General features: G+C 74.5%; 12 protein-coding genes. 11 read left to right on the top strand and 1 reads right to left on the bottom strand.

Features of this window, described 5'->3' with window-relative positions:
* Positions 1-16 precede the first annotated feature (16 nt).
* From WME89_RS34040 to WME89_RS33995, 10 genes are all read left to right on the top strand, one after another.
* Complete coding sequence (locus WME89_RS34040; protein WP_438003812.1) at positions 17-4,783, top strand: nSTAND1 domain-containing NTPase; 4,767 nt, start codon at positions 17-19, stop codon at positions 4,781-4,783.
* 261 nt (positions 4,784-5,044) lie between these two features.
* Positions 5,045-5,569: a hypothetical protein gene (locus WME89_RS34035; RefSeq protein ID WP_437302977.1), complete on the top strand. Its 525-nt coding sequence runs from the start codon at positions 5,045-5,047 to the stop codon at positions 5,567-5,569.
* On the top strand, positions 5,550-5,927 hold the full coding sequence (locus WME89_RS34030; protein ID WP_437618742.1) for a hypothetical protein: 378 nt from the start codon (positions 5,550-5,552) through the stop codon (positions 5,925-5,927). The genes WME89_RS34035 and WME89_RS34030 overlap by 20 nt, the downstream gene beginning before the upstream one ends.
* Before the next feature lie 17 nt (positions 5,928-5,944).
* Complete coding sequence (locus WME89_RS34025) at positions 5,945-8,425, top strand: SpoIIE family protein phosphatase (protein ID WP_438003811.1); 2,481 nt, start codon at positions 5,945-5,947, stop codon at positions 8,423-8,425.
* 120 nt (positions 8,426-8,545) lie between these two features.
* Complete coding sequence (locus WME89_RS34020) at positions 8,546-9,070, top strand: hypothetical protein (RefSeq protein WP_438003810.1); 525 nt, start codon at positions 8,546-8,548, stop codon at positions 9,068-9,070.
* Entirely contained in the window at positions 9,051-9,428 is a 378-nt protein-coding gene (locus WME89_RS34015; protein ID WP_438003809.1) for a hypothetical protein, read from the top strand. Before WME89_RS34020 ends, WME89_RS34015 begins: the two co-directional genes overlap by 20 nt.
* 17 nt (positions 9,429-9,445) lie before the next feature.
* Positions 9,446-11,956 carry a SpoIIE family protein phosphatase gene (locus WME89_RS34010; protein ID WP_438003808.1) on the top strand — a complete coding sequence of 837 codons (2,511 nt, stop codon included), beginning with the start codon at positions 9,446-9,448 and terminating at the stop codon, positions 11,954-11,956.
* A 455-nt stretch (positions 11,957-12,411) separates the two neighbouring features.
* Positions 12,412-12,789 (top strand): hypothetical protein, encoded by a 378-nt coding sequence (locus WME89_RS34005; RefSeq protein ID WP_438003807.1) that lies wholly within the window; start codon positions 12,412-12,414, stop codon positions 12,787-12,789.
* 17 nt (positions 12,790-12,806) lie between these two features.
* The gene (locus WME89_RS34000) at positions 12,807-15,284 is read left to right on the top strand and encodes a SpoIIE family protein phosphatase (RefSeq protein WP_438003806.1); all 2,478 of its coding nucleotides are present in this window, start codon (positions 12,807-12,809) and stop codon (positions 15,282-15,284) included.
* A 211-nt stretch (positions 15,285-15,495) separates the two neighbouring features.
* Positions 15,496-17,013 (top strand): pyruvate kinase, encoded by a 1,518-nt coding sequence (locus WME89_RS33995; RefSeq protein ID WP_438003805.1) that lies wholly within the window; start codon positions 15,496-15,498, stop codon positions 17,011-17,013.
* Positions 17,014-17,133: 120 nt separating this feature from the next.
* Here the strand turns inward: WME89_RS33995 and WME89_RS33990 are convergent, their stop codons facing one another.
* A complete protein-coding gene (locus tag WME89_RS33990; protein ID WP_438003804.1) occupies positions 17,134-17,814 on the bottom strand; it encodes a hypothetical protein in 681 nt (226 codons plus the stop codon).
* Between the two features lie 18 nt (positions 17,815-17,832).
* Between WME89_RS33990 and WME89_RS33985 the strand changes: the two genes are divergently transcribed.
* Positions 17,833-20,043, top strand: a complete 2,211-nt coding sequence (locus tag WME89_RS33985; protein WP_438003803.1) for an ATP-binding cassette domain-containing protein — start codon at positions 17,833-17,835, stop codon at positions 20,041-20,043.
* The last annotated feature ends 38 nt before the right edge of the window (positions 20,044-20,081 follow it).

The raw sequence follows: 20,081 nt of genomic DNA, 5'->3' as shown, positions 1-20,081 counted from the left end.
ATACCGTCGTCCTGCGATGGACCGCACGCTCGTCGATGAGGGCAACTCCTCCCGCGATCCGGGCGCCGTGCCGTTGCCCCCGGGCGGGCTCGGGCACGCGCCCGGCGACGTGCTCGACCGCCGGTATCGCCTGCGCGTGCGCCTCGGCCGCGGCGGCTTCGGCGACGTGTGGCGCGCCGAGGAGCTCCTGCCCGACGGGGCCCCGTTCCGCGAGGTCGCCCTCAAGCTCCTCGTCTCGGACTTCGCCGACGCCGCCGACTGGTCCGACGAGGCCAAGCTCCTCGCCTCGTTCCGCCACCCCTCGCTCGTCACCATCTACGCCGCGGGCATCCTCCACGGCGCCCCGAGGACGCCGTTCGTCTCGATGGAGCTCCTCGAGGGCAGGAACCTCGCCGACCTGATCCGCTACCGGCGCCGCATCCCCTGGCGCCGCGTCGTGGCCTGGGCCCGCGACGTCGCCGGCGCGCTCGACGTCATCCACGCGCGCGGCGTCGTCCACCTCGACCTCAAGCCCGCCAACCTGTTCCTCACCCAGGACGGCACCCTCAAGGTCCTCGACTTCGGCATCTCGCGGCGCGCAGGCGCCCCGCCGGGCGGCCCCACCTCGCGCGCCCCCGCGCCCCCGGCCGTCAGCATCGGCGGCGGCAGCGGCAGCGGCGGCAGCGCTGGCAGCGGCGGCAGCGGCAGCGGCAGCGGCGGCAGCGGCAGCGGCGGCAGCGGCGGCAGCGGCAGCGGCGGCGCCGGCGCCGGCAGCAGCGGCAGCGGCGGCGGCGCCGGCGGCGGCAGCGGCGATCTCGGCACCGCCGCCTTCCTCGCCGAGCGCGACGTCTACGCCTCCACCCGCCGCGCCGTCGCCGGCGCGGAGAGCCCCGCCGCCGCGCGCAATGTCATCGGCACGCCCGGCTTCATGGCCCCCGAGGTGCTCGAGATGGCCGAGCCCACCGCCGCCACCGACGCCTACGCCCTCGCCGTCTGCATCGCGCAGCTCACGACCGGGCGCCTCCCGCACGACGTCCCCGACGAGCCCGAGGACTGCTCCGATCCGTCGAGCGTCACCGCGTGGTGGACCGAGCTCCGCAACGCCACCCTGCGCGGCGCCATGCGCGACCTCGGGCGCGACCCCGCGCAGCTGCCGCGCGGCCTCGTCGCGCTCCTCGAGCGCCTGCTCTCCGTCGACCCCGCGCACCGGCGCGTCGCGCCAGGGCGGCTGAAGCAGCTGCTCGACGAGGTCTGGGAGCGACCCCACGGCGTCCCCGACCGGCCCTACCGGGGCCTCTCCCCCCTCTCGTCCGCCGACGAGGGGCTCCTCTTCGGGCGCGACGACGACATCGCGCGCCTCGGGCGCGAGCTCGAGTTCGAGCCGTGCGTCATCCTCCAGGGGCCGCGCGGCTCCGGCAAGACCTCGCTCGCCTCCGCCGGCCTCGTGCCCCACCTCGCGCGCCGCCACGCCGACCACAAGGACGACTGGATCGAGGCGCGCCTCACCCCCGGCGCCGATCCGGACGGCGCCCTCGCCCTCGCCCTCGCCGCCGTCTCGCCGGAGCTCGAGGCCGCCGACCTCGCCGAGCTCACCCGGTTCTGCATGGCGTCCGCCGTCGGGGTCGCGCTCGTCGTCGACCCGATCGCGCCCCTCGGCGAGGGGCGGCTCGCCGCGCTCGTCGGCGCGCTCGCGACAGGCGAGGCGCGCCGCGGGCTCCGCCTCATCGGCGTGCTCGACGAGGCCGACGAGCGCGCCGCCGCGCTGCTCGCGTCGCCCGCGGGCGAGGGCCTCCGGGCGGCGCTGCGCTACGTGGGGCCGCCCGCCGCCGCCGCCGTGAAGGACCTCGTCGCGGGCCCCGCCAGGCTCGCCGGCGTCGAGGTGCGCGGCCTGACCCAGGTCGCGGCCGAGGTGCAGCGCGAGCTCCGGAGCGGCGGCGCCGCGCTCTCCTTCGTGTCGCTCGCCCTCGCCGAATGGTGGGAGAGCGCGATCGGCGCGCGCGATCGACGTGACGCGCGCGATCGACGTGACGCGCGCGGCCCGCTGCGCGGCGAGGCCTGGCAGGAGCTCGGCGGCGTGCCCGGCGCCGTCGCGCGGCACGCCGACGCCGCCCTCGCGGCCCTCGCCCCGGAGGACCGCGCCATCGCCGACGAGGCGATGCTCCGCCTCGGCGCCATGGACGGCTCGCGCGTGCGCTGGGCCGAGGCGGAGCTCGTCGAGGCCATCGCCGCCCCGCCCGCCGAGGTCGACAGGGTCCTCGGCGCCCTCGAGCGAGCGCGCCTCCTGAGCCGCCGCGACCGCGCCGTCGAGCTCGCCCACGGCGCGCTCGTCTCGAGCTGGCCCCACATCGCGTCCACCCGCGCGCTGCACATGGACCGGCTCATCCTGCTCGAGCGGCTCCGCGAGGCCGCCGAGGTGTGGGACCGCTCGGGCGAGCACCCCGACTTCCTCCTGCGGAGCGACCTGCTCGACCAGGTGACCCGGGGCGCGGCCGACGTGGCGCGGCTGCCGCGGCGCGAGCAGACGCTCGTGCGCGAGAGCCTCCGGCGCGCCCGCGCCCGGCGCGCCAGGAAGATCGGCGCCGTCGCGGCGCTCGGGCTCGCCGTCGGGGCGGCGCTCGCGGGGGAGCGGTGGGTCGCCGCGCGCCAGGCGAGCGCCGAGGCGGCGCGCCGCGCGGCCGAGGAGCGCGCCGACCTCGCGGAGCTCGTCGGCAAGGCGCGCCGCACCGAGGACCCGTACCACCGCGCCGCGTGGATCGCCGCGGCCCTCGCGCGGCGCGCCGACGACGCGGCGCTGCCGCTCGACCTCGCCACGGCGTCCATGGGCCTGCCGCGCGCGCACTTCCTGACCGTCGACAGCGTGGTGGCGCCGGCGCTGCCCTGGGACGATCGCTGGGTCGTCGCCGGCGGCCCCGGCGGCGCCCTGCTCGTCGCCGACCTGCGCCCGCCCGACCCGCAGGTCATCGACGACGTCGCCCTCGACGCCGACCCGGAGAGCGTCGCGCGCGCCAAGTCGCCGCGCGTGATCGCCCTGCGCCCGCACGACGCCCCGCACGTGGAGCGCGTGCCGTTCGCGTTCGACACGGCGCTGGCGACGCGCTCGGTCACGGGCGAGGTCCGCGTCTTCCGGCTCCGCGAGGGCGGCACGGTGGCGCTCGCCGCGATCGCGCCGGTGCGCTGCAGCAGCGCCGTGCAGGCGGCCGAGGCGGCGCCCGTGCTCGCCTGCTCCTCCGACGGCGGGATCGCGCGCTGGGACATGCGGCGCGGCGCCGGCGCGGGCGCCGTCGACCGGCACCCGTTCCGCGGCAACGTGCTCGGCGTCTCGCCCGACGGCGCGCGCGTCGCGGCGGTGCTCGGGCGCAAGGCGCTGCTCTGGGAGCCGGGCGCGGGCGCGGCCGCCGAGATCACCCTGGCCGCCCCCGCCGTGCTCGGGCGCTTCAGCCCGGAGGGCCCCGCGATCGCGCTCGTGCAGCAGAGCCGGACGTCGATCTACGCCTTCGACCGGCCCGGCGCGCCGCTGCTCGAGCTCGACACGGATCCGGCGCCCGCCTCGGCGCGCTGGGACGCCGGCGGGCTCGACCTCGGCGTGTGCGGCAGCGGCGGCAGCGTCTGGCACTACCTCCGCAAGGGCGGGCGCGCCGCGGGCGACCCGCCGCCCGAGGGCTCGCCGTGCGAGGCGCCGCCGGGCCAGCGCGCGCCGCGGCCGCTGCGCGAGCGCGGCGAGGCGGCCGACATCGCCGAGCGCGACGTCGGCCCGCACGTGCTGCTCGGCGCGTGGCGGCTTCCGGACCGCCGCGTGCTCACGCGCGACCTCGTCCTCTTCAGCCCGGGCCCGCCCGCCGCCGAGCGGCTCCTCCGGTTCGAGGGGCTCGACCCGCTCGGCGGCCCCGAGAGCCGCGCCCCGGGCGACTCGGCCGCCGCGGCGCTGCGCGTCGGGGGCACGGTCGCCTTCCAGGTCGGCGGCGAGGTGCGCCTCTACAGCGAGGGCTCGCGGCGCCGCGCGGCCGCGGGGCGGGGGCACCTGCTGCGCGCGTGCGACGACGGGCGCGTCCTCGCCTACCGCAGGGACGAGGGCGTGTGGACGCTGTTCGACGCGGCGAGCGGCGCGGTCGTCGAGGCGGTGCCGAGGGCGCCCGCGTTCGTCCTCGGCGTCGACGCCGCGTGCCGGACGCTCTTCACGCAGGAGCTCGACGGCAACCTCGTCGCGACGTCGCTCCGCGACCTCTCGTCGCGCACCATCGCGGTGACCGACGGCTACGTCTACGAGACGCGCCCGAGCCCCGCGCGCGGCGACGTCGGCCCCGGGCTGTGGCTCGCGTTCAGCTCGGGCGCGGTGGCGCGCATCGACGAGCGGCGCGGCGAGGTGCGGGTCCTCGGGTACGCCACGCCGCGGGCGACGGCGATCGCCGACGGCCCCCTGCCGGGCGACGCCGCGTTCGCGGACGCGACGGGCGTCGTCGTGGTCCGCCGCGCCGGCCTCGCGGAGCGCGTGCTCGAGGGCGTGACCGGGGCGGAGTGGGAGGACATCGCCGCCGCGCCCGACGGCAGGACCCTGCTGCTCTCGTCGGCCGACCGGATCGCCGTGCTCGACCTGGAGCGGCGCGAGATCGTCGGCGCGATGCCGTCGGAGGGCCGCGAGCGGCTCGCGCCGTGGGACGCCGAGGGCTCGGCGCTCTCGTGGTCGTTCGGCCGCGTGGGCGGGCCGAGCGGCCTCATCGTGCCCAGGGGGCTGGCCCTCTCGCAGCGGGTCGGGGACGCCGTGTCGAACCTGAGGGCGCAGGGCAAGCGCCTCGTCGCGCGCCAGTGAGCGGGCAGGCGCCGCTCGACGCGGTCTCGTGCACCACGCACCTCGAAGATCGCGTGAGCCACTGCACTGGATCGCTCCCCCCGCGCGCGGCGCCCGGCTCGTCAAACGCGCTATCCGTCGAGCCGCCGCGAGCGCCGCGCGGGCCGCGACGCCGCCGCCCGCGCGGCGGACGTGACATTGTAGGGCGCGCGCTCACCTACGCGATCGCGCGGGGGCGTATGGGATTGGATCCGCTCCGGGAACGCCGTAGCCTGGTCCATCGTGCCCGAGCCCGAACCGAGCCAGGATGCCGCATTGTTCCTTTGCATCACGTTCTTCCCGAGCGAGCGGCTGGCCACTGCGGTGCTCCGGCTGGTCTCCAGCTTTTGCGGGATGGTGCTGGACGATGCCAGTGTGAGCTCGCGGTTCTACATGGCCGCGCACGAGCTCGCCGAGAACATCACCAAGTACTCGGCGGGCCCCCGCGTCAGCCTGGAGCTCGCGCTGGAGGAGCACGAGAGCTCTTACATCATGAAGATCCGCGCCCGCAACGAGGCGTCTCCGGAGCGGCTGCGCGAGGTGGAGCGGCGGCTGCTCGAGCTGAAGACAGCGAGCGATCCGGTGAAGCACTACGACGACCTCATCTGCGAGACAGCGATGGTGGAGGGGGTCTCGGGGCTCGGCCTCGCGCGGGTGCGCGCCGAGGGCGGGCTCGACGTGGACTACAAGATCGAGGGGAACGAGCTGACGATCATCGCGCACGCGCCGGTTGGGAGATGGAGGGTTGATGAGCAGCTTAAAGGTTGATTCCGTCGTCACGGACAGCTTCGGGATCGAGCCGGCCCTGAGGGACGACACCCTCAGCGTCAAGCTCACTGGCACGGGCGACATGGCGGCGGCCGCGCCGCTCGGCTCCTATTTCAAGACCCTCCAGGCGGAGGTGATACGCCTGTCCGTGAGCGCCGTGGAGTTCGACGTGAGGGCCCTCTACTTCCTGAACTCGAGCTGCCTGAAGGCGTTCATCAGCTTCATCTGCGGCCTCGGGAGCCAGGGGATGAAGTGCAAGATCCAGTTCCTCACGGACGCCCGGCTCGGGTGGCAGCGGCGGAGCCTCACCGCGCTCGAGCGCATGTCGCCGGAGCTCGTCTCGATCGCCGACTCCTGACGCGAGGCCCGTAGTTCATGACCAGGAAGCGCCGGACGATCGCCCTGCTGGTGGATTACGTACGAGGCGAGTACCAGTCCGACGTGCGCTTCGGCGTCGAGCGCTCCGCCGAGGCCCACGACGTCAACCTGGTGATCGCCTTCGGGGAGACGCTCGCGCTCGCGGGGTCGGCCGGCGCGGCCGGGTCGGCCCAGAACAGCATCTATCAGCTCATCGGCGCCGAGACGGTCGACGGCATCATCGTCGCCTCGACGACCCTCTGCCATCACGTCGGCATCGAGGGGATGCAGCGGTTCTGCCAGTCCTACGCGCCGCTGCCCGTCTGCAGCATCGGGACGGCGATAGAGGGCATCCCGAGCCTCATCGTGGACAACGCCGTCGGGATCGAGCTCGCGGTCGCGCACATGGTCGACGACCACGGGCGCCGGCGCGTCGCGTACATCGGCGGGCCGGCCAACAACGAGGAGGCCGAGGTGCGCGCCAGCGCCTACTGGAGGGCGCTCGCGGACCGATCGCTGCCCTTCGACGAGCGGCTCTTCGCGACCGGCGTGTTCACGATCGACACCGGGCGCACGGCGATGCGCGAGATCCTCCACCGCGGGGTCGCGTTCGACGCCGTCGTCGTCGCCAACGACAACATGGCCCTCGGGGCGATCGATGAGCTCGCGGCGCACGGCCTGCGCGTCCCGGCCGACGTGCTCGTCTCCGGCTTCGACGACGCCGTCATCGCGCGCTTCACGAAGCCGTCGCTGTCCACCGTCCACCAGCCGATCAAGCGGCTCGGCGCGCGCGCGGTCGACGCGCTGCTGCGCATGATGGACGGCGAGCCGGTCCCGGAGCGCAGCCTCTTCCCGGTCGAGCTCATGCTGCGCGAGTCGTGCGGCTGCGGCTACAGCGCCGAGGCCGCGGGCGTCCCGTCGAGCCGGGCGTGGCGCGAGCCGCTCCCGCCCCCCGGCCAGCGGGCGGACCTGGAGCGCCTCCTCGAGAAGAGCGTCGCGATCCCGGCCGGCTCGCTCCACGGCTGGGCCGGCGAGCTCCTGTCGGCGCTGGAGGAGGAGCTCGCCGGCAAGGAGGGCCGCTTCCTGCGCATGCTCGAGGCGCTCCTCGACTCGGCCGGGCGCGAGGGCGCGAACCTCGAGCACTTCCAGGGCGTGATCACGCTGCTGCGCGAGCGGTTCCGCCGCGGGCCCGGGGACCTCCGCGACCGGGCCGCGGCGGACGCGCTCGAGCGGCTCTGGCACGCGGCGCGCATCGTCATCGGGAGCGCGGCCGTGCGCGCCGAGGGGCAGCAGCGGCTGAACGTGGAGCTCGCGTCGCTCTACCTCAGCTGGAGCGCGCGGAGCTTCTCGACCTGCCTGAGCCTGCCCATCCTGAGGCGCATGATGGCGTCGGAGCTGCCGCGGATGCAGTTCTCGCGCGTCGCCGTGTCGCTGTACGACAACCCGCAGCGCACCACCATGAAGCCGCTCTTCTTGATGGAGGACGGCCGCGAGGTGGAGCCGCCGCAGGCGAGCTTCCCGGCGCGCCGCCTCGCGCCCCCGGGGTTCCTGGTGGGCGACGAGCGCAGGAGCGTCATCGCGCTCCCGGTCGCGTTCGGCGACACGGAGAAGTTCGGCGTCGGGGTGCTCGACAGCGGCGCCAACGAGATGGTCTATGACGCGCTCCGCCTCCAGATCGGCTCTGCGGTGAAGGCCGCGGCGCTGCACTGGGAGGTCGTGCGGCAGGTGGAGCTGCGCGAGCGGCTGGAGCAGGAGCGGGTCCGGCAGGAGAGCGTCGTGGCGGCGCGCATCCAGACCACGCTGGTGCCGGCGGAGCTCTCGATCGAGGGACTCGAGATCTCCGCCATCATGCAGCCGGCGGCCGAGGTCGGGGGCGATTACTACGACGTGCTCGCGACGCCCCAGGGCGGCTGGCTCGGCATCGGCGACGTGGCGGGGCACGGGCTCGCGGCGGGGCTCGTGATGCTGATGATCCAGAGCATGATCTCCGCGCTGACCCGCAGCGACCCGGACGCCAGCCCGGGCGCCGTCCTCTCCGCGGTCAACGCGGCGGTGTACGACAACGTCCGCAGCCGCCTGAAGCGGGACGAGCACGCGACGCTGCTGCTCCTGCGGTACGAGCGGAGCGGGCGGGTGACGTTCGCCGGGGCGCACGACGACATCATCGTGTACCGCGCGCGCACGCGGCGCTGCATGTGCATCGAGAGCTCCGGCGTCTGGATCGGCGCGCTGCCCGCCATCGAGGCGATGACGAGAGACGCCGAGTTCGTGCTGGAGGACGGCGACGTCCTGGTGCTTTACAGCGACGGCGTGACCGAGGCGCGCAATGCGCACCGCGAGCAGTTCGGCCTCGAGCGGCTGTGCGCCACCATCGAGGCCGCGCAGGCGGCGCCCGTCGAGGCGATCCGCGACCAGATCCTGCGGGAGGTCGAGGGCTGGTGCCCGAGCCCGGACGACGACATCACGGTCGTCGTGGCGAGGTACAGCGCGCCCGCGTAGCTGTGGCCCGCGGCCACCGGCTCACCTACATGAGCGCTACGGCGCGCGAGGCGAGGCGGCGAGGCGACGCGCGCAGAAGGGATTGGATCCGGCTCGTGAAAGCCGTACGCTGATCGCATCGTGTCAGTGTCCGAACCGAGTCCGAGCGGCTCACTGTTCCTTTGCATCACGTTTTATCCGACCGAGCGGATGGCCAACAGCGTGCTTCGGCTGGTCTCCTGCTTCTGCAGCATGGTGCTGGACGATGCGAACGTGAGCTCGCGGTTCTACATGGCCGCGCACGAGCTTGCCGAGAACATCATCAAATACTCCTCCGGACCGAAGGTCAGCCTGGAGCTAGCGCTGGAGGAGACCGAGAGCTCGTGCATCATGAAGATCTGCGCCCGCAACGAGGCGTCGCCGGAGCGGCTGCGCGAGGTGGAGAAGCGGCTCTTCGAGCTGAAGACAGCGATCGATCCGGTGAAGCACTATGATGAGCTCATCTGCGAGACAGCGATGATGGAAGGGGTCTCTGGGCTCGGCCTCGCGCGGGTGCGCGCCGAGGGCGGGCTCGACGTGGACTACAAGATCGAGGGGAACGAGCTGACGATCATCGCGCACGCGCCGGTTGGGAGATGGAGGGGTGATGAGCAGCTTGAGGGTTGAGCCCGTCGTCATGGACAGCTTCGGGATCGAGCCGGCCCTGAGGGACGACACCCTCGGCGTCAAGCTCACCGGCACGGGCGACATGGCGGCGGTCGCGCCGCTCGACATGTTCCTCAAGGACATGCACTCAGAGGCGCTGCGCCTGCGCGTGAGCGCCGTCGAGTTCGACGTGCGGGCGCTGTACTTCCTGAACTCGAGCTGCCTGAAGGCGTTCATCAGCTTCATCTCCCGCCTCGGGAGCCAGGGGCTGAGGTGCAAGATCCAGTTCCTCACGGACGCCCGGCTCGGGTGGCAGCGGCGGAGCCTGACGGCCCTAGAGCGCATGTCTCCAGAGCTCGTCTCGATCGTCGACACGTGACGCGAGAGGCGCAGGGGATGGCCAAGAAGCGCCCTAGGATCGCCCTCCTGCTGGACTACGTCGGGGGGGACTACCAGTCCGACCTGCGGTTCGGGGTGGAGCGCGCCGTCGAGGCGCACGACGTCAATCTCCTGGTCGCCTTCGGAGAGACGCTCGCCCTGCCGGGGGCGATCGGGTCGGCGCAGAACAGCATCTATCAGCTCATCGGCGCGGAGACGGTCGACGGGGTCATCATCGCGGCGTCGTCCCTCTGCCACCACGTCGGCATCGAGGGCATGCGCGAGTTCTGCCGGGCCTATCCGCCGCTGCCCGTCTTCAGCATCGGGATGGCCATCGACGGTATCCCGAGCATCGTGGTGGACAACGCCGTCGGGATCGAGCTCGCGGTCGAGCACATGGTCGACGTCCACGGGCGCCGGCGCGTCGCCTACATCAGCGGGCCGGCCAACAACGAGGAGTCGAGGGCGCGCGCCGACGCGTACGTGAGGGCGCTCGCCGCGCGCGGGCTGCCCCAGGACGAGCGCCTCTTCGCGTTCGGCGCGTTCTCGATCGACACGGGGCGCGCCGCGATGCGCGAGATCCTCGCCCGCGCGGGCGAGGTCGACGCGGTGGTCGCGGCCAACGACAAGATGGCGCTCGGGGCGATCGAGGAGCTCGAGGCGCGGGGCTTCCGCATCCCGGAGGACGTCCTCGTCTCCGGCTTCGACGACGCCGCCATCGCGCGCTTCTCCAGGCCGTCGCTGACCACCGTCCGCCAGCCGATCAAGCGGCTCGGGTCGGTCGCGGCGGACATGATGGTGCGCATGCTCGGCGGCATGGACGTCCCGCGCACGACGCTCCTCGAGGTCGAGCTCACCTGCCGGGAGTCGTGCGGCTGCCGGTCCCAGGCGAGCGCCTCGCTCGCGCCGCCGGGCGACTCGACGCGGGGCGGGACGCGCTGGCTCGCCGGACAGCGGGAGTCGCTGGAGCGCGCGCTCACGAGGAGCGTGGCGATCCCGACCGGCTCGCTCGACGGCTGGTCCGGCAAGCTCCTGTCGGCGCTGGAGGAAGAGCTCGCGGGAGGCGAGGCGGCCGAGGGGCGCTTCCTGCGCGCGCTCGAGGCCACCCTCGACGCGGCGAGGCGCGAGGGCGCGATCCTCGATCACTTCCAGGGCGTGGTCACGCTGCTCCGCGAGCGGCTCTGCCGGATGCCCGACAGCGACGGCGGCCGCGAGCTCCGCGAGACGCTCGAGCAGATCTGGCACGCGGCGCGGGTCGTCGTCGGGAGCGCGTCCGTGCGCGCCGAGGGCGAGCAGCGGCTGAACGTGGAGCTCGCGTCGATGTACCTGAGCTGGACGTCGCGCAGCTTCTCGACCTGCCTGAGCCTGCCTGTCCTGAAGCGCGTGATGGCGTCGGCGCTGCCGAGCCTGGAGCTCTCGCGCGTCGCCGTGTCGCTCTACGAGGGCGCGCACTCGATGCACCCCGCGCATGACGCGCAGCGCACCCTGATGAAGCCGCTCTTCTTGATGGAGGACGGCCGCGAGGTGGAGCCGCCGCAGGTGAGCTTCCCGGCGCGCCTCCTCGCGCCCCCGGGGTTCCTGGACGCGCCGGAGCGCAGGACCCTGATCGCGCTCCCGGTCGCGTTCGGCGACACGGAGAAGTTCGGCGTCGCGGTGCTCAACAGCGGCGCGAACGAGCTCATCTATGACGCGCTCCGCCTCCAGCTCGGCTCTGCGATCAAGGCCGCGGAGCTGCACCGGGAGGTGGTCCGGCAGGTGGAGCTGCGCGAGCGGCTGGAGCAGGACAAGCTCCGCCAGGAGAGCGTCGTGGCGGCGCGCATCCAGACGACGCTGGCCCCGGAGCAGCTCGCGATCGAGGGGCTCGAGCTCGCCGCCGCGATGAGCCCGGCGGCCGAGGTCGGCGGCGACTACTACGACGTGCTCGCGACCCGCCAGGGCGGCTGGCTCGGCATCGGCGACGTCGCGGGGCACGGGCTCGCGGCGGGGCTCGTGATGCTGATGATCCAGAGCATGGTCTCGGCGCTGACGCGCAGGGACCCGGGCGCCAGCCCGGCCGCGCTGATCTCGGCGGTCAACGCGGCGGTGTACGACAACGTCCGCAGCCGCCTGAAGCGGGACGAGCACGCGACGCTGCTGCTCCTGCGGTACGAGCGGAGCGGGCGGGTGACGTTCGCCGGGGCGCACGACGACATCATCGTGTGCCGCGCGCGCACGCGGCGCTGCGTGTGCGTCCAGAGCTCCGGCGTCTGGATCGGCGCGCTGCCCGTCATCGACGCGATGACCCGCGACGCCGAGTTCTTCCTGGAGGACGGCGACGTGCTGGTGCTCTACAGCGACGGCGTGACCGAGGCGCGCAACGCGCACCACGAGCAGTTCGGCCTCGAGCGGCTGTGCGCCGCCGTCGAGTCCGCCCAGGGCGCATCCGTCGAGGCCATCCGCGACTGGATCCTGAAGGAAGTCGAGGGCTGGTGTCCGAGCCCGGACGACGACATCACGGTCGTCGTGGCGAGGTTCCGCGCCCCCCGGTAGCCCTGACCCCGCGCGCGTCGAACGACAGCAGCGGCGCGGCGCGCGTGACTGTTTGCCTGCCCACACAGCTGTGCTCTGGGCAAGGGAATTGGATCCAGTGCAAGAACCACGTACGCTGGTCGGGTCGTGTTAGCTTACGAAGTGAGCCAGAACGCCTCGACGTCCTGTGCATCGGGTTTTCCCCGTCTGAACGGATGGCTATCTTGGTGTCAAGGCGTGCGTCCAGCTCCCGCGCGACGGCGCGAGGCGGTCCGAGCGCGGGCGCGCGGTGCTTCAGGGCGGCGCGAGCTCGCCGGGAACCTGGGTATCGGGGCGCGGCCTCGAGGGGCGCGCCGGGGTCGGGGGCGCGTCGGGGTCGGGGGGCGCGTCGTGGATCGATTCGATGTGGGCTCCAATGATCGAGGGGAACGGGCTGAAGACCATCGCGCGGGCGGCGTCCGGGAGGCGGAGGGGTGATGAGCAACTTGAGGGTTGAGCCTGTCTTCACGGACAGCTTCGGGATCGAGCCGGCCCTGAGGGACGACACCCTCAGCATCCGGCTCAGCGGGACAGGCGACATGGCGGCGGCGCCGTCGCTCGGCATCTGCCTCAAGGCCCTTCAGGCGGAGGTGGTGCGCCTCTCCATCAACGTCGTCGAGTTCGACGTGAGGGCCCTTTACTTCCTGAACTCGAGCTGTCTGAAGGCGTTCATCAGCTTCATCTGCGGCGTCGCGGGCCAGGGCCAGAAGTGCAAGGTCCAGTTCCTCACGGACGCGCGGCTCGGGTGGCAGAGGCGGAGCCTGACGGCGCTCGAGCGCATGTCTCCGGAGCTGGTCTCGATCGCTGACACCTGACCCGAGAGCCGCAGGACATGACGAAGAAGCGCCGGACGATCGCCCTCGTGATGGATTATGTGCGAGGCGAGTACCAATCCGCCGTGCGGATCGGGGTCGAGCTCGCGGCCGAGGCGCACGACGTCCACCTCGTGATCGCCGTCGGCGAGGCGCTGACCGGCCACAGCCCCTCCGAGGTCGCCCAGAGCAGCCTCTACCACCTCGTCGGCCCGGAGGCGGTCGACGGCATCGTGATCGCCTCGGCGACGCTCGGCAACCACGTCGGCGTCGAGGGGGTGCAGAGCTTCTGCCGGTATTACGAGCCGCTGCCCGTGTGCAGCATCGGGATCCCGATCCCGGGCGTGCCCAGCATCCTCGTCGACAACGGCCTCGGGATCGAGATGGCGGCCGGCCACCTCTTCGACGACCACGCGTGCCGGCGCGTCGCCTACATCGGCGGTCCGGCCAACAACGGGGAGGCGAGGCTCCGCGCCGAGGCGTACCGGCGGGCGCTCGCCGCGCGCGCGCTGCCCTACGACGAGCGCCTCGTCGCGAGCGGCGAGTTCACGATCGACACCGGCCGGGACGCGATGGCCGAGATCCTGGCCCGCGGGGTCGAGCTCGACGCGGTGGTCGCCGCCAACGACAACATGGCCCTCGGCGCGATCGAGCTCTTGAAGGCGCGGGGCCGCAAGGTGCCGCGGGACATCCTCGTGTGCGGCTTCGACGACGTCGGCGTGGCGCGCTACGCGAAGCCGTCGCTCACCACGGTCCGCCAGCCGATCAAGCGGCTCGGGGAGCTCGCGCTCGAGACGGTGCTGCGCATGCTCGACGGCGAGCGCGTCCCCGAGCGCAGCATGCAGCAGGTCGAGCTCACGCGGCGCGAGTCGTGCGGCTGCTCGTATCAGGCCGTCGTTTCCCTGGGGCCGCTCACGCGCCCGCCGCCGCGCCTCGGGGCGCTCTCGCTCGGCGACCGCCGCGACGAGCTGGAGCGCGCGCTCGAGCACGCCGTGGGCGTCCCGGCCGCCTCGCTCGACGGCTGGTCCGGCGAGCTCCTGTCGGCGCTGGAGGAGGAGCTCGAGGGGAGCGAGGGGCGCTTCCTGCACGTGCTGGAGCGGCTCCTCGACACGGCGGCGCGCGAGGGGGTGTTCCTCGACCTGTTTCAGGGCGTGATCACGCTGCTGCGCTCGCGGCTCCGCCGGCCCGCCGGGGACCCGGCCGGGGCCGCCGCGAACGAGTCCCTCGAGCAGCTCTGGCATGCGTGCCGCATCCTCATCGGGAGCGCGTCGGTGCGCGCCGAGGGGCGCCAGCGCCTCGACGTCGAGGTCGCCTCGATCGGCCTGAGCTGGAGCGGGAGGTGGTTCTCGACGTGCCTGAGCCTCCCCCTCTTCAAGCGCATGCTGGCCTCCGAGATGCCCAGGCTGCACTTCACGCGCGCCGCCATCTCGCTCTACGACGACGCCCAGCGCGCGACCCTGAAGACGCTCTTTCTGATGGAGGGCGGCCGCGAGGTGGAGCCCTCGGCGGAGAGCTTCCCGGTGCACGCCTTCGCTCCGCCCGGGTTCCTGGGCTCGCACGAGCGCGCGAGCACCGTCGTGATGCCGATCACGTTCGGTGACACCGATCATTTCGGCATCATGGCGCTCAACAGCGGCGTGAACGAGATGGTGTACGACGCGCTGCGGCTCCAGTTCGGCTCCGCGGTGAAGACGGTGGCGCTGCACCGGGAGATGGTCCGCCAGGTGGAGCTGCGCGAGCGGCTGGAGCAGGAGAGCGAGCGGCAGGAGACCGCCCTCGCGGCGCGGCTCCAGACGACGCTGGTGCCGGAGCAGCTCGAGGTCGAGGGGCTGGAGCTCTGCGCGGCGATGACGCCGGCCGCCGAGGTGGGGGGCGACTACCACGATGTCATCGCGACGCCCGGGGGCGGGTGGCTCGGGATCGGCGACGTGGCGGGGCACGGGCTCGCGGCGGGGCTCGTGATGCTGATGATCCAGAGCATGGTCTCGGCGCTGACCAGCCGGGACCCGGGCGCGAGCCCGAGCGAGCTCCTCGCGGCGCTCAACAAGGCGGTGTTCAAGAACGTCCGCAGCCGTCTGAAGCGGGACGAGCACGCGACGCTGCTGCTCCTGCGGTACGAGCGGAGCGGGCGGGTGACGTTCGCGGGGGCGCACGACGACATCATCGTGTGCTCCGCGCGCACGCGGCGGTGCGTGTGCATCCCGAGCACGGGCGTCTGGATCGGCGTGCTGCCGGTCATCGACGAGATGACGCGGGACGCCGACTTCTTCCTGGAGGACGGCGACGTGCTGGTGCTCTACAGCGACGGCGTGACCGAGGCGCGCAACGCGCACCGCGAGCAGTTCGGGCTGGAGCGGCTCTGCGCCGCGATCGAGGCCGTCCAGGCCGCGCCCGTCGAGGCGATCCGCGATCGGATCCTGAGGGACGTCGAGGGCTGGTGCCCGAGCCCGGACGACGACATCACGGTGGTCGTGGCGCGGTACCGCGCGCCCGCGTAGCGGCCCGGGGCAGCGCGCTGCCCGCTCCGCTGCGCCGGCGCTCCGTGGCGGGGCTGTGAAGGAGCGGAGGCGTTCCGTCGTCTCCGCCGCTCCGGCCTCCTCGCGGCGCTGGACGGGCCCGGCGCGCGGTGGTGGACTCGCCGGCAGCGCCGCCCGTCGCGGCGCGCGCGTGGATCCCACGACCTGCGCGCCGGAGCCCGGAGACCGCGCCATGGCCTATCCCGAAACGCACGTTGTCGAGCACGTCCTCGCCGCCGTCGAGGCGCTGCGCGGGAGCGCCGTCGAGCATGAGGAGCACCACCGGGCGCTGATCGAGGCGGTGCACCCGACGCACCGGGCGGGGGCGACGAACCTGCTCCACTACCTCGCCGTCCGGCAGCGCGACATCCGCGATCTGCAGCGGCAGCTCGCGTCGCTCGGGCTGAGCTCCCTGGGGCGGCTGGAGCGGTGCGCGCTCGCCTCCCTCGACGCCGTGCTCGTCGCGCTCGACGCGCTCGCCGGGCGCCCCGCGACGCGGCCCGAGGGCGCGTGTCCCACCACGTTCGACTCGGGGGAGTCGCTGCTCGAGGAGCACGCGCGGGCGCTGCTCGGCGAGGGGAGGCCAGGGCGCCGGACGCGGGTGATGGTCACGCTGCCGGCCGACGCGCGGAAGCGCGACCTGAAGAGGCTGCTCGAGGCGGGCATGGATGTCGCGCGCATCAACTGCTCGAAGGGGGGCGCAGGCGAGTGGTCCGAGCTCATCGCGCGGCTCCGGAGGGCGGGGGAGGAGACCGGGTTCGGGTGCAAGGTCCTCTGTGACATCGCCGGGCCCAACCCGCGCGTGAGCAAGGTCGACGGGGGCTCGGCGCGGGTCACGCTCCCGGCGTCGGGCGAGCAGCCCGCGTTCTGGCTCTGCAAGGACGTGAAGGACGCGAAGCGGGCGCGCGCCTCGGCGGACGGCGCCGGGACCGAGGCCGAGGAGGCGCTCGCTGTGAGCTGCACGGTCCCGGAGGTCGTCGACCACCTGAGGCCCGGGCACAGGGTGTTTTACGACGACGGGCGGCTCGGCGGCACGGTCAAGCTCGCGGCCGAGGGCGCGGCGCTCGTGGCGGTCGATTTCGCGCGCCAGGGCTCGGTCAAGCTGAAGCCGGGCAAGGGCCTGAACTTCCCGGACACCGAGCTCGGGATCCCGCCGCTCGCGCCGAAGGATCTGGAGGATCTCGACTTCATCGCGCGGCACGCGGACATGGTGGGGCTCTCGTTCGTGCGGTCTCCTGCCGACGTGGAGCGCCTCCAGGAGGAGCTCGCGGCGCGCGAGGCCGCGCACCTCGGGCTGGTGCTCAAGATCGAGACGACCCCGGGGTTCGCGCGGTTCCCGCGGCTGCTGCTCACGGCGATGCGCAGCGAGAACGTGGGGGTGATGCTCGCGCGCGGCGACATGGCGGTGGAGATGGGGTTCGTGCGGCTGGCGGAGGTGCAGGAGGAGCTCCTCTGGCTCTGCGAGGCCGCGCTGGTCCCGGCGATCTGGGCGACGCAGGTGCTCGAGAGCCTGAACAAGACCGGCGTGCCGACGCGCGGCGAGGTGACGGACGCGGCGATGAGCTCGCGCGCCGAGTGCGTGATGCTCAACCAGGGCGAGAACATCGTCGCGACGGTGGACTTCGTGGTCGACGTCCTCCAGCGCATGCACGAGCACCAGGACAAGAAGCGGGCGCTCATGCGGCCGCTCAGCGTCTCGCGGCTCGACTGAGGCCTCGCGGCGCGGCGGGGGCGACCGGCGGGGCGGGGGCGCCGTGGCGGGGCGGGGCGGGGGCTTGCCGTCGCGGAGCGGGGGCGCCGGTCGGCGGGCTCGCGCTGGAGCTGCTCGAGGTCAGTCGACCGACGGCACGGTCGCGTCCACCCGGGTCGGCAGACCGCGCGCGCCCGCCGGGGCGCGGAACGCCGCTCCGGACAGCTCTCGCCGCATGCAGGTGGCCGCCTCGTCGTAGCGGGGATCCGAGGCGCTCCCGATGATCGTGGGCGCCACGATGTAGCCCTCGGCGTCGACGTTGAACTCCACCCGGATGACGTCGGGCGGCAGGAGCTTCCCGTCCGGGCCGCGGCAGCGCTGCACGAGGTCCCAGTAGAGCTGCGCCCGCGCCGCCTTCTCGATCGCGGGGGTGGACATGTCGGCCTGCACCGCGGGCGCGCCGATCTCGACGCGCGACCGCAGGGCGGGCGCGGGCGCCGGCTGGGGGGGCGGCTCGGTCGGGCGCGCCGAGGGCTCCGGCACGCCGGTGCTCGTGCCGATCTTCGCGGCGGTCGTGCCGTCGCCCCGCCTCGGCGCTGCCTGCCGCGCGGCGGCGAGGATCTCCTCGAGGGCGTCCGGCTCGACGGAGCTCGCCGCTGGCGGCCCGGCGGTCCGGAGGCCGGCGCTGCGGTCGGCCAGGGAGGGAGCGACGTCGCGCGTCCAGGCGGCGGGAGGGCCGGCGTCGGCCTGCGCCGGGGGCGCAGGCTGCGGGCGCTCGCAGGCGGCGAGCAGCGGGAGCAGGACCACGAGCGCGGTGCGCACGAGGAGAGGGTCGATCGGATGCGCGTCGCGCGCAACGGCGCCCGCGGTGTAGCGTGGACGCGCACGTCGATGCGCGCGCTCCTCGCGATCCTGCGGATCGGTCTTCGCTCGCTGCACGCGGGGCGGGTGCCGCACATGTCGGCGGGGACGGCGGGGGCGGCGGCGGGGGCGGCGGAGGCGGCGGGGGCGGCGGAGCCCGCGGGGGCGCCAGGGGCAGTGGCGTCGGCCGGGGCGGCGGGGGGCCGAGCAGAGCGCCGCGCAGGCTTCTCCGGGGTCCTGCGTCGCGCGCCAGGCGGCGCGCGCCTCGTCCTCGTCGTGGCGCTCTCGTCGCTCTCGGGGGCCCTTGCCGGCCTCCTGCCGGCCGTGGCGGGCGCGGCCCTCGACGCCGTCGTCGGGCGCGCGGCGAGGCTTTCCGGCGGCCTCGGCGCCGCGCTCGCCCGGCTGCTCGACGGCGCGCCGGCGGCCGTTGTGGTCCTCGCCGCGCTGGCGGCCACGCTCGCGTCCGCCTCGGTCGCGGTGCTGTCCGGCCGGAAGAGCTCCGAGCTCGCCGGCGATCTCACCGCCGCGCTCCGCGTCGCGCTCTTCCGCGCGGCGCTGTTCGCCTCGCCCCGGGACGTCGACGCCGCGGGGCGCGCGCTCGCGTCCGCCTCGATGGCCGGGCCCATGCCGCGTCCGCGCGCCGCCGGCGGCAGCGGCGGCTCCGACGCCTCGCCCGCGCCCCCCGTCCCGCCCGTCCGGGGCGCCGAGGTCGTGCGGCTCGCGATCGCGCGCGACGCCGGCCTCGTCGCCGATTTCGGTGTCGCCGTCGCCACCGGCCTCCCCCAGGCGGTCACGACGCTCGCGGTGCTCGCCGCGGGGCTCGTCTCGAGCGGCATGGCGCTCGTCCTCGCGGGCGGCGCGGCGCTCTTCGCGGCCTCGCGGCTCGCCGCCGACCGGGCCTCCGGGCGTGTGGCGCGCGCGATGCGGGAGATGCAGCACGCCGACACGGCGGTCTTCGGCGCGGTCGGCGAGGCGCTCGCGGGCGCGGAGGACCTGCGCCTGCTCGGCGCCCGCGACCAGGCCGTCCGCGAGCTCACCGGGGCCGCGTACCGGGTCGCCGACGCGCGTCGCCGCTTCGGCCAGGCGCTCGCGGTGTCCGGCCAGATCAAGGGCGTCTTCGCGGCGCTCTCGCCGCTCGTCATCGTCACCGCCATCGCGGCCTCGCGCGGCGACGCCGGCGCGGGCGAGGTCGGCGAGCTCCTGCTCGTGGTGCCGCTCCTGATGGCGCGTCTCGAGGCGCTCGACGCGCTCCGCGCCGGCTTCATCGAGCGCGCCCCGCTGCTGCGCGCGACGCTCGCCCTGCTCCGCCTGCCGGAGCACCCGCCGCGCGCGGAGGGCGTCCCCGCCGCCGGGCCCGGAGGGGCCGCGGCGGCCCCGGAGCCGCGCGCCGGGGCTGCGGCCGGCGTGGCCGGCGTGGACGGCGAGGCGAGGCGCCCGCTGCCGATCGTGTTCGAGCGGGTCACCTTCACGCCGCCGGGCGCGGCCCGTCCGGTCCTCGACGACGTGTCGCTCTCGATCCCTGCCGGCGCGGTGGTCGGCATCTGCGGTCGATCCGGCAGCGGCAAGTCGATGCTCCTGCGCCTGCTGTTGCGGCTCGACGATCCGTCGTCCGGCGCGATCACCGTGGGCGGCGTGGATCTCCGGCGGATCCCGCCCGAGGAGCTCCCGCGGCTCTTCGGCGTGGTGGGCCAGTCGGCGCGGCTGTTCGAGCGGAGCATCGGGCACAACCTCGCGCTCGGGCTCGAGCCTCCGCCGCCGGAGGACCGCCTGCGGGCGGCGCTCCGCCAGGTGGAGCTCGACGAGCTCGCGGGGGCGCCGGCGCGCGGCCTCGCGACCGAGGTGCGCGCCTCTCCGCCGAGCCTGTCGGGCGGCGAGGCGCGGCGGCTGCTGCTCGCGCGGGTGCTGCTGCGGGAGCCGCGCGTCTTCGTGCTGGACGAGCCGGAGGCGGGCTTGCCGGGCGCGACCGCCGAGGCGCTGCTCCGCACCGCGTGCGAGGTCGCCGCCGGGCGCACGGCGGTCGTGGTGACCCACGCGCCGCACCTCCTCCGGTCGACCTTCAACGTGCTGCTCGACGGCGGCAGGGTCGCGGCGGTCGGCACGCACGAGTCGCTGCGCGAGAGCTCGCCGCTCTACCGATCGCTCCTGGCCGAGGCGCTGCAGCGATCTGCGGTGACGGCGGCGCCCCGGTGAGGCGTGCCCCCAGGAGGGATTTGCGGTGGCGAACCGGC

The sequence above is a fragment of the Sorangium sp. So ce321 genome, from assembly GCF_051530195.1.
Classification (GTDB): domain Bacteria; phylum Myxococcota_A; class Polyangia; order Polyangiales; family Polyangiaceae; genus Sorangium.
Note: the sequence above shows the minus strand (reverse complement) of the source record. Positions and strands in the feature narration are given on the sequence as shown.

Bases quoted from the DNA above. Each gene is read 5' to 3' on its own strand.
- WME89_RS34040 (WP_438003812.1), top strand. From the start codon at position 17: ATGGACCGCACGCTCGTCGATGAGGGCAACTCCTCCCGCGATCCGGGC.
- WME89_RS34030 (WP_437618742.1), top strand. From the start codon at position 5,550: ATGAGCAGCTTAAAGGTTGATTCCGTCGTCACGGACAGCTTCGGGATC.
- WME89_RS34025 (WP_438003811.1), top strand. From the start codon at position 5,945: ATGACCAGGAAGCGCCGGACGATCGCCCTGCTGGTGGATTACGTACGA.
- WME89_RS34015 (WP_438003809.1), top strand. From the start codon at position 9,051: ATGAGCAGCTTGAGGGTTGAGCCCGTCGTCATGGACAGCTTCGGGATC.
- WME89_RS34010 (WP_438003808.1), top strand. From the start codon at position 9,446: ATGGCCAAGAAGCGCCCTAGGATCGCCCTCCTGCTGGACTACGTCGGG.
- WME89_RS34005 (WP_438003807.1), top strand. From the start codon at position 12,412: ATGAGCAACTTGAGGGTTGAGCCTGTCTTCACGGACAGCTTCGGGATC.
- WME89_RS34000 (WP_438003806.1), top strand. From the start codon at position 12,807: ATGACGAAGAAGCGCCGGACGATCGCCCTCGTGATGGATTATGTGCGA.
- WME89_RS33995 (WP_438003805.1), top strand. From the start codon at position 15,496: ATGGCCTATCCCGAAACGCACGTTGTCGAGCACGTCCTCGCCGCCGTC.
- WME89_RS33985 (WP_438003803.1), top strand. From the start codon at position 17,833: ATGCGCGTCGCGCGCAACGGCGCCCGCGGTGTAGCGTGGACGCGCACG.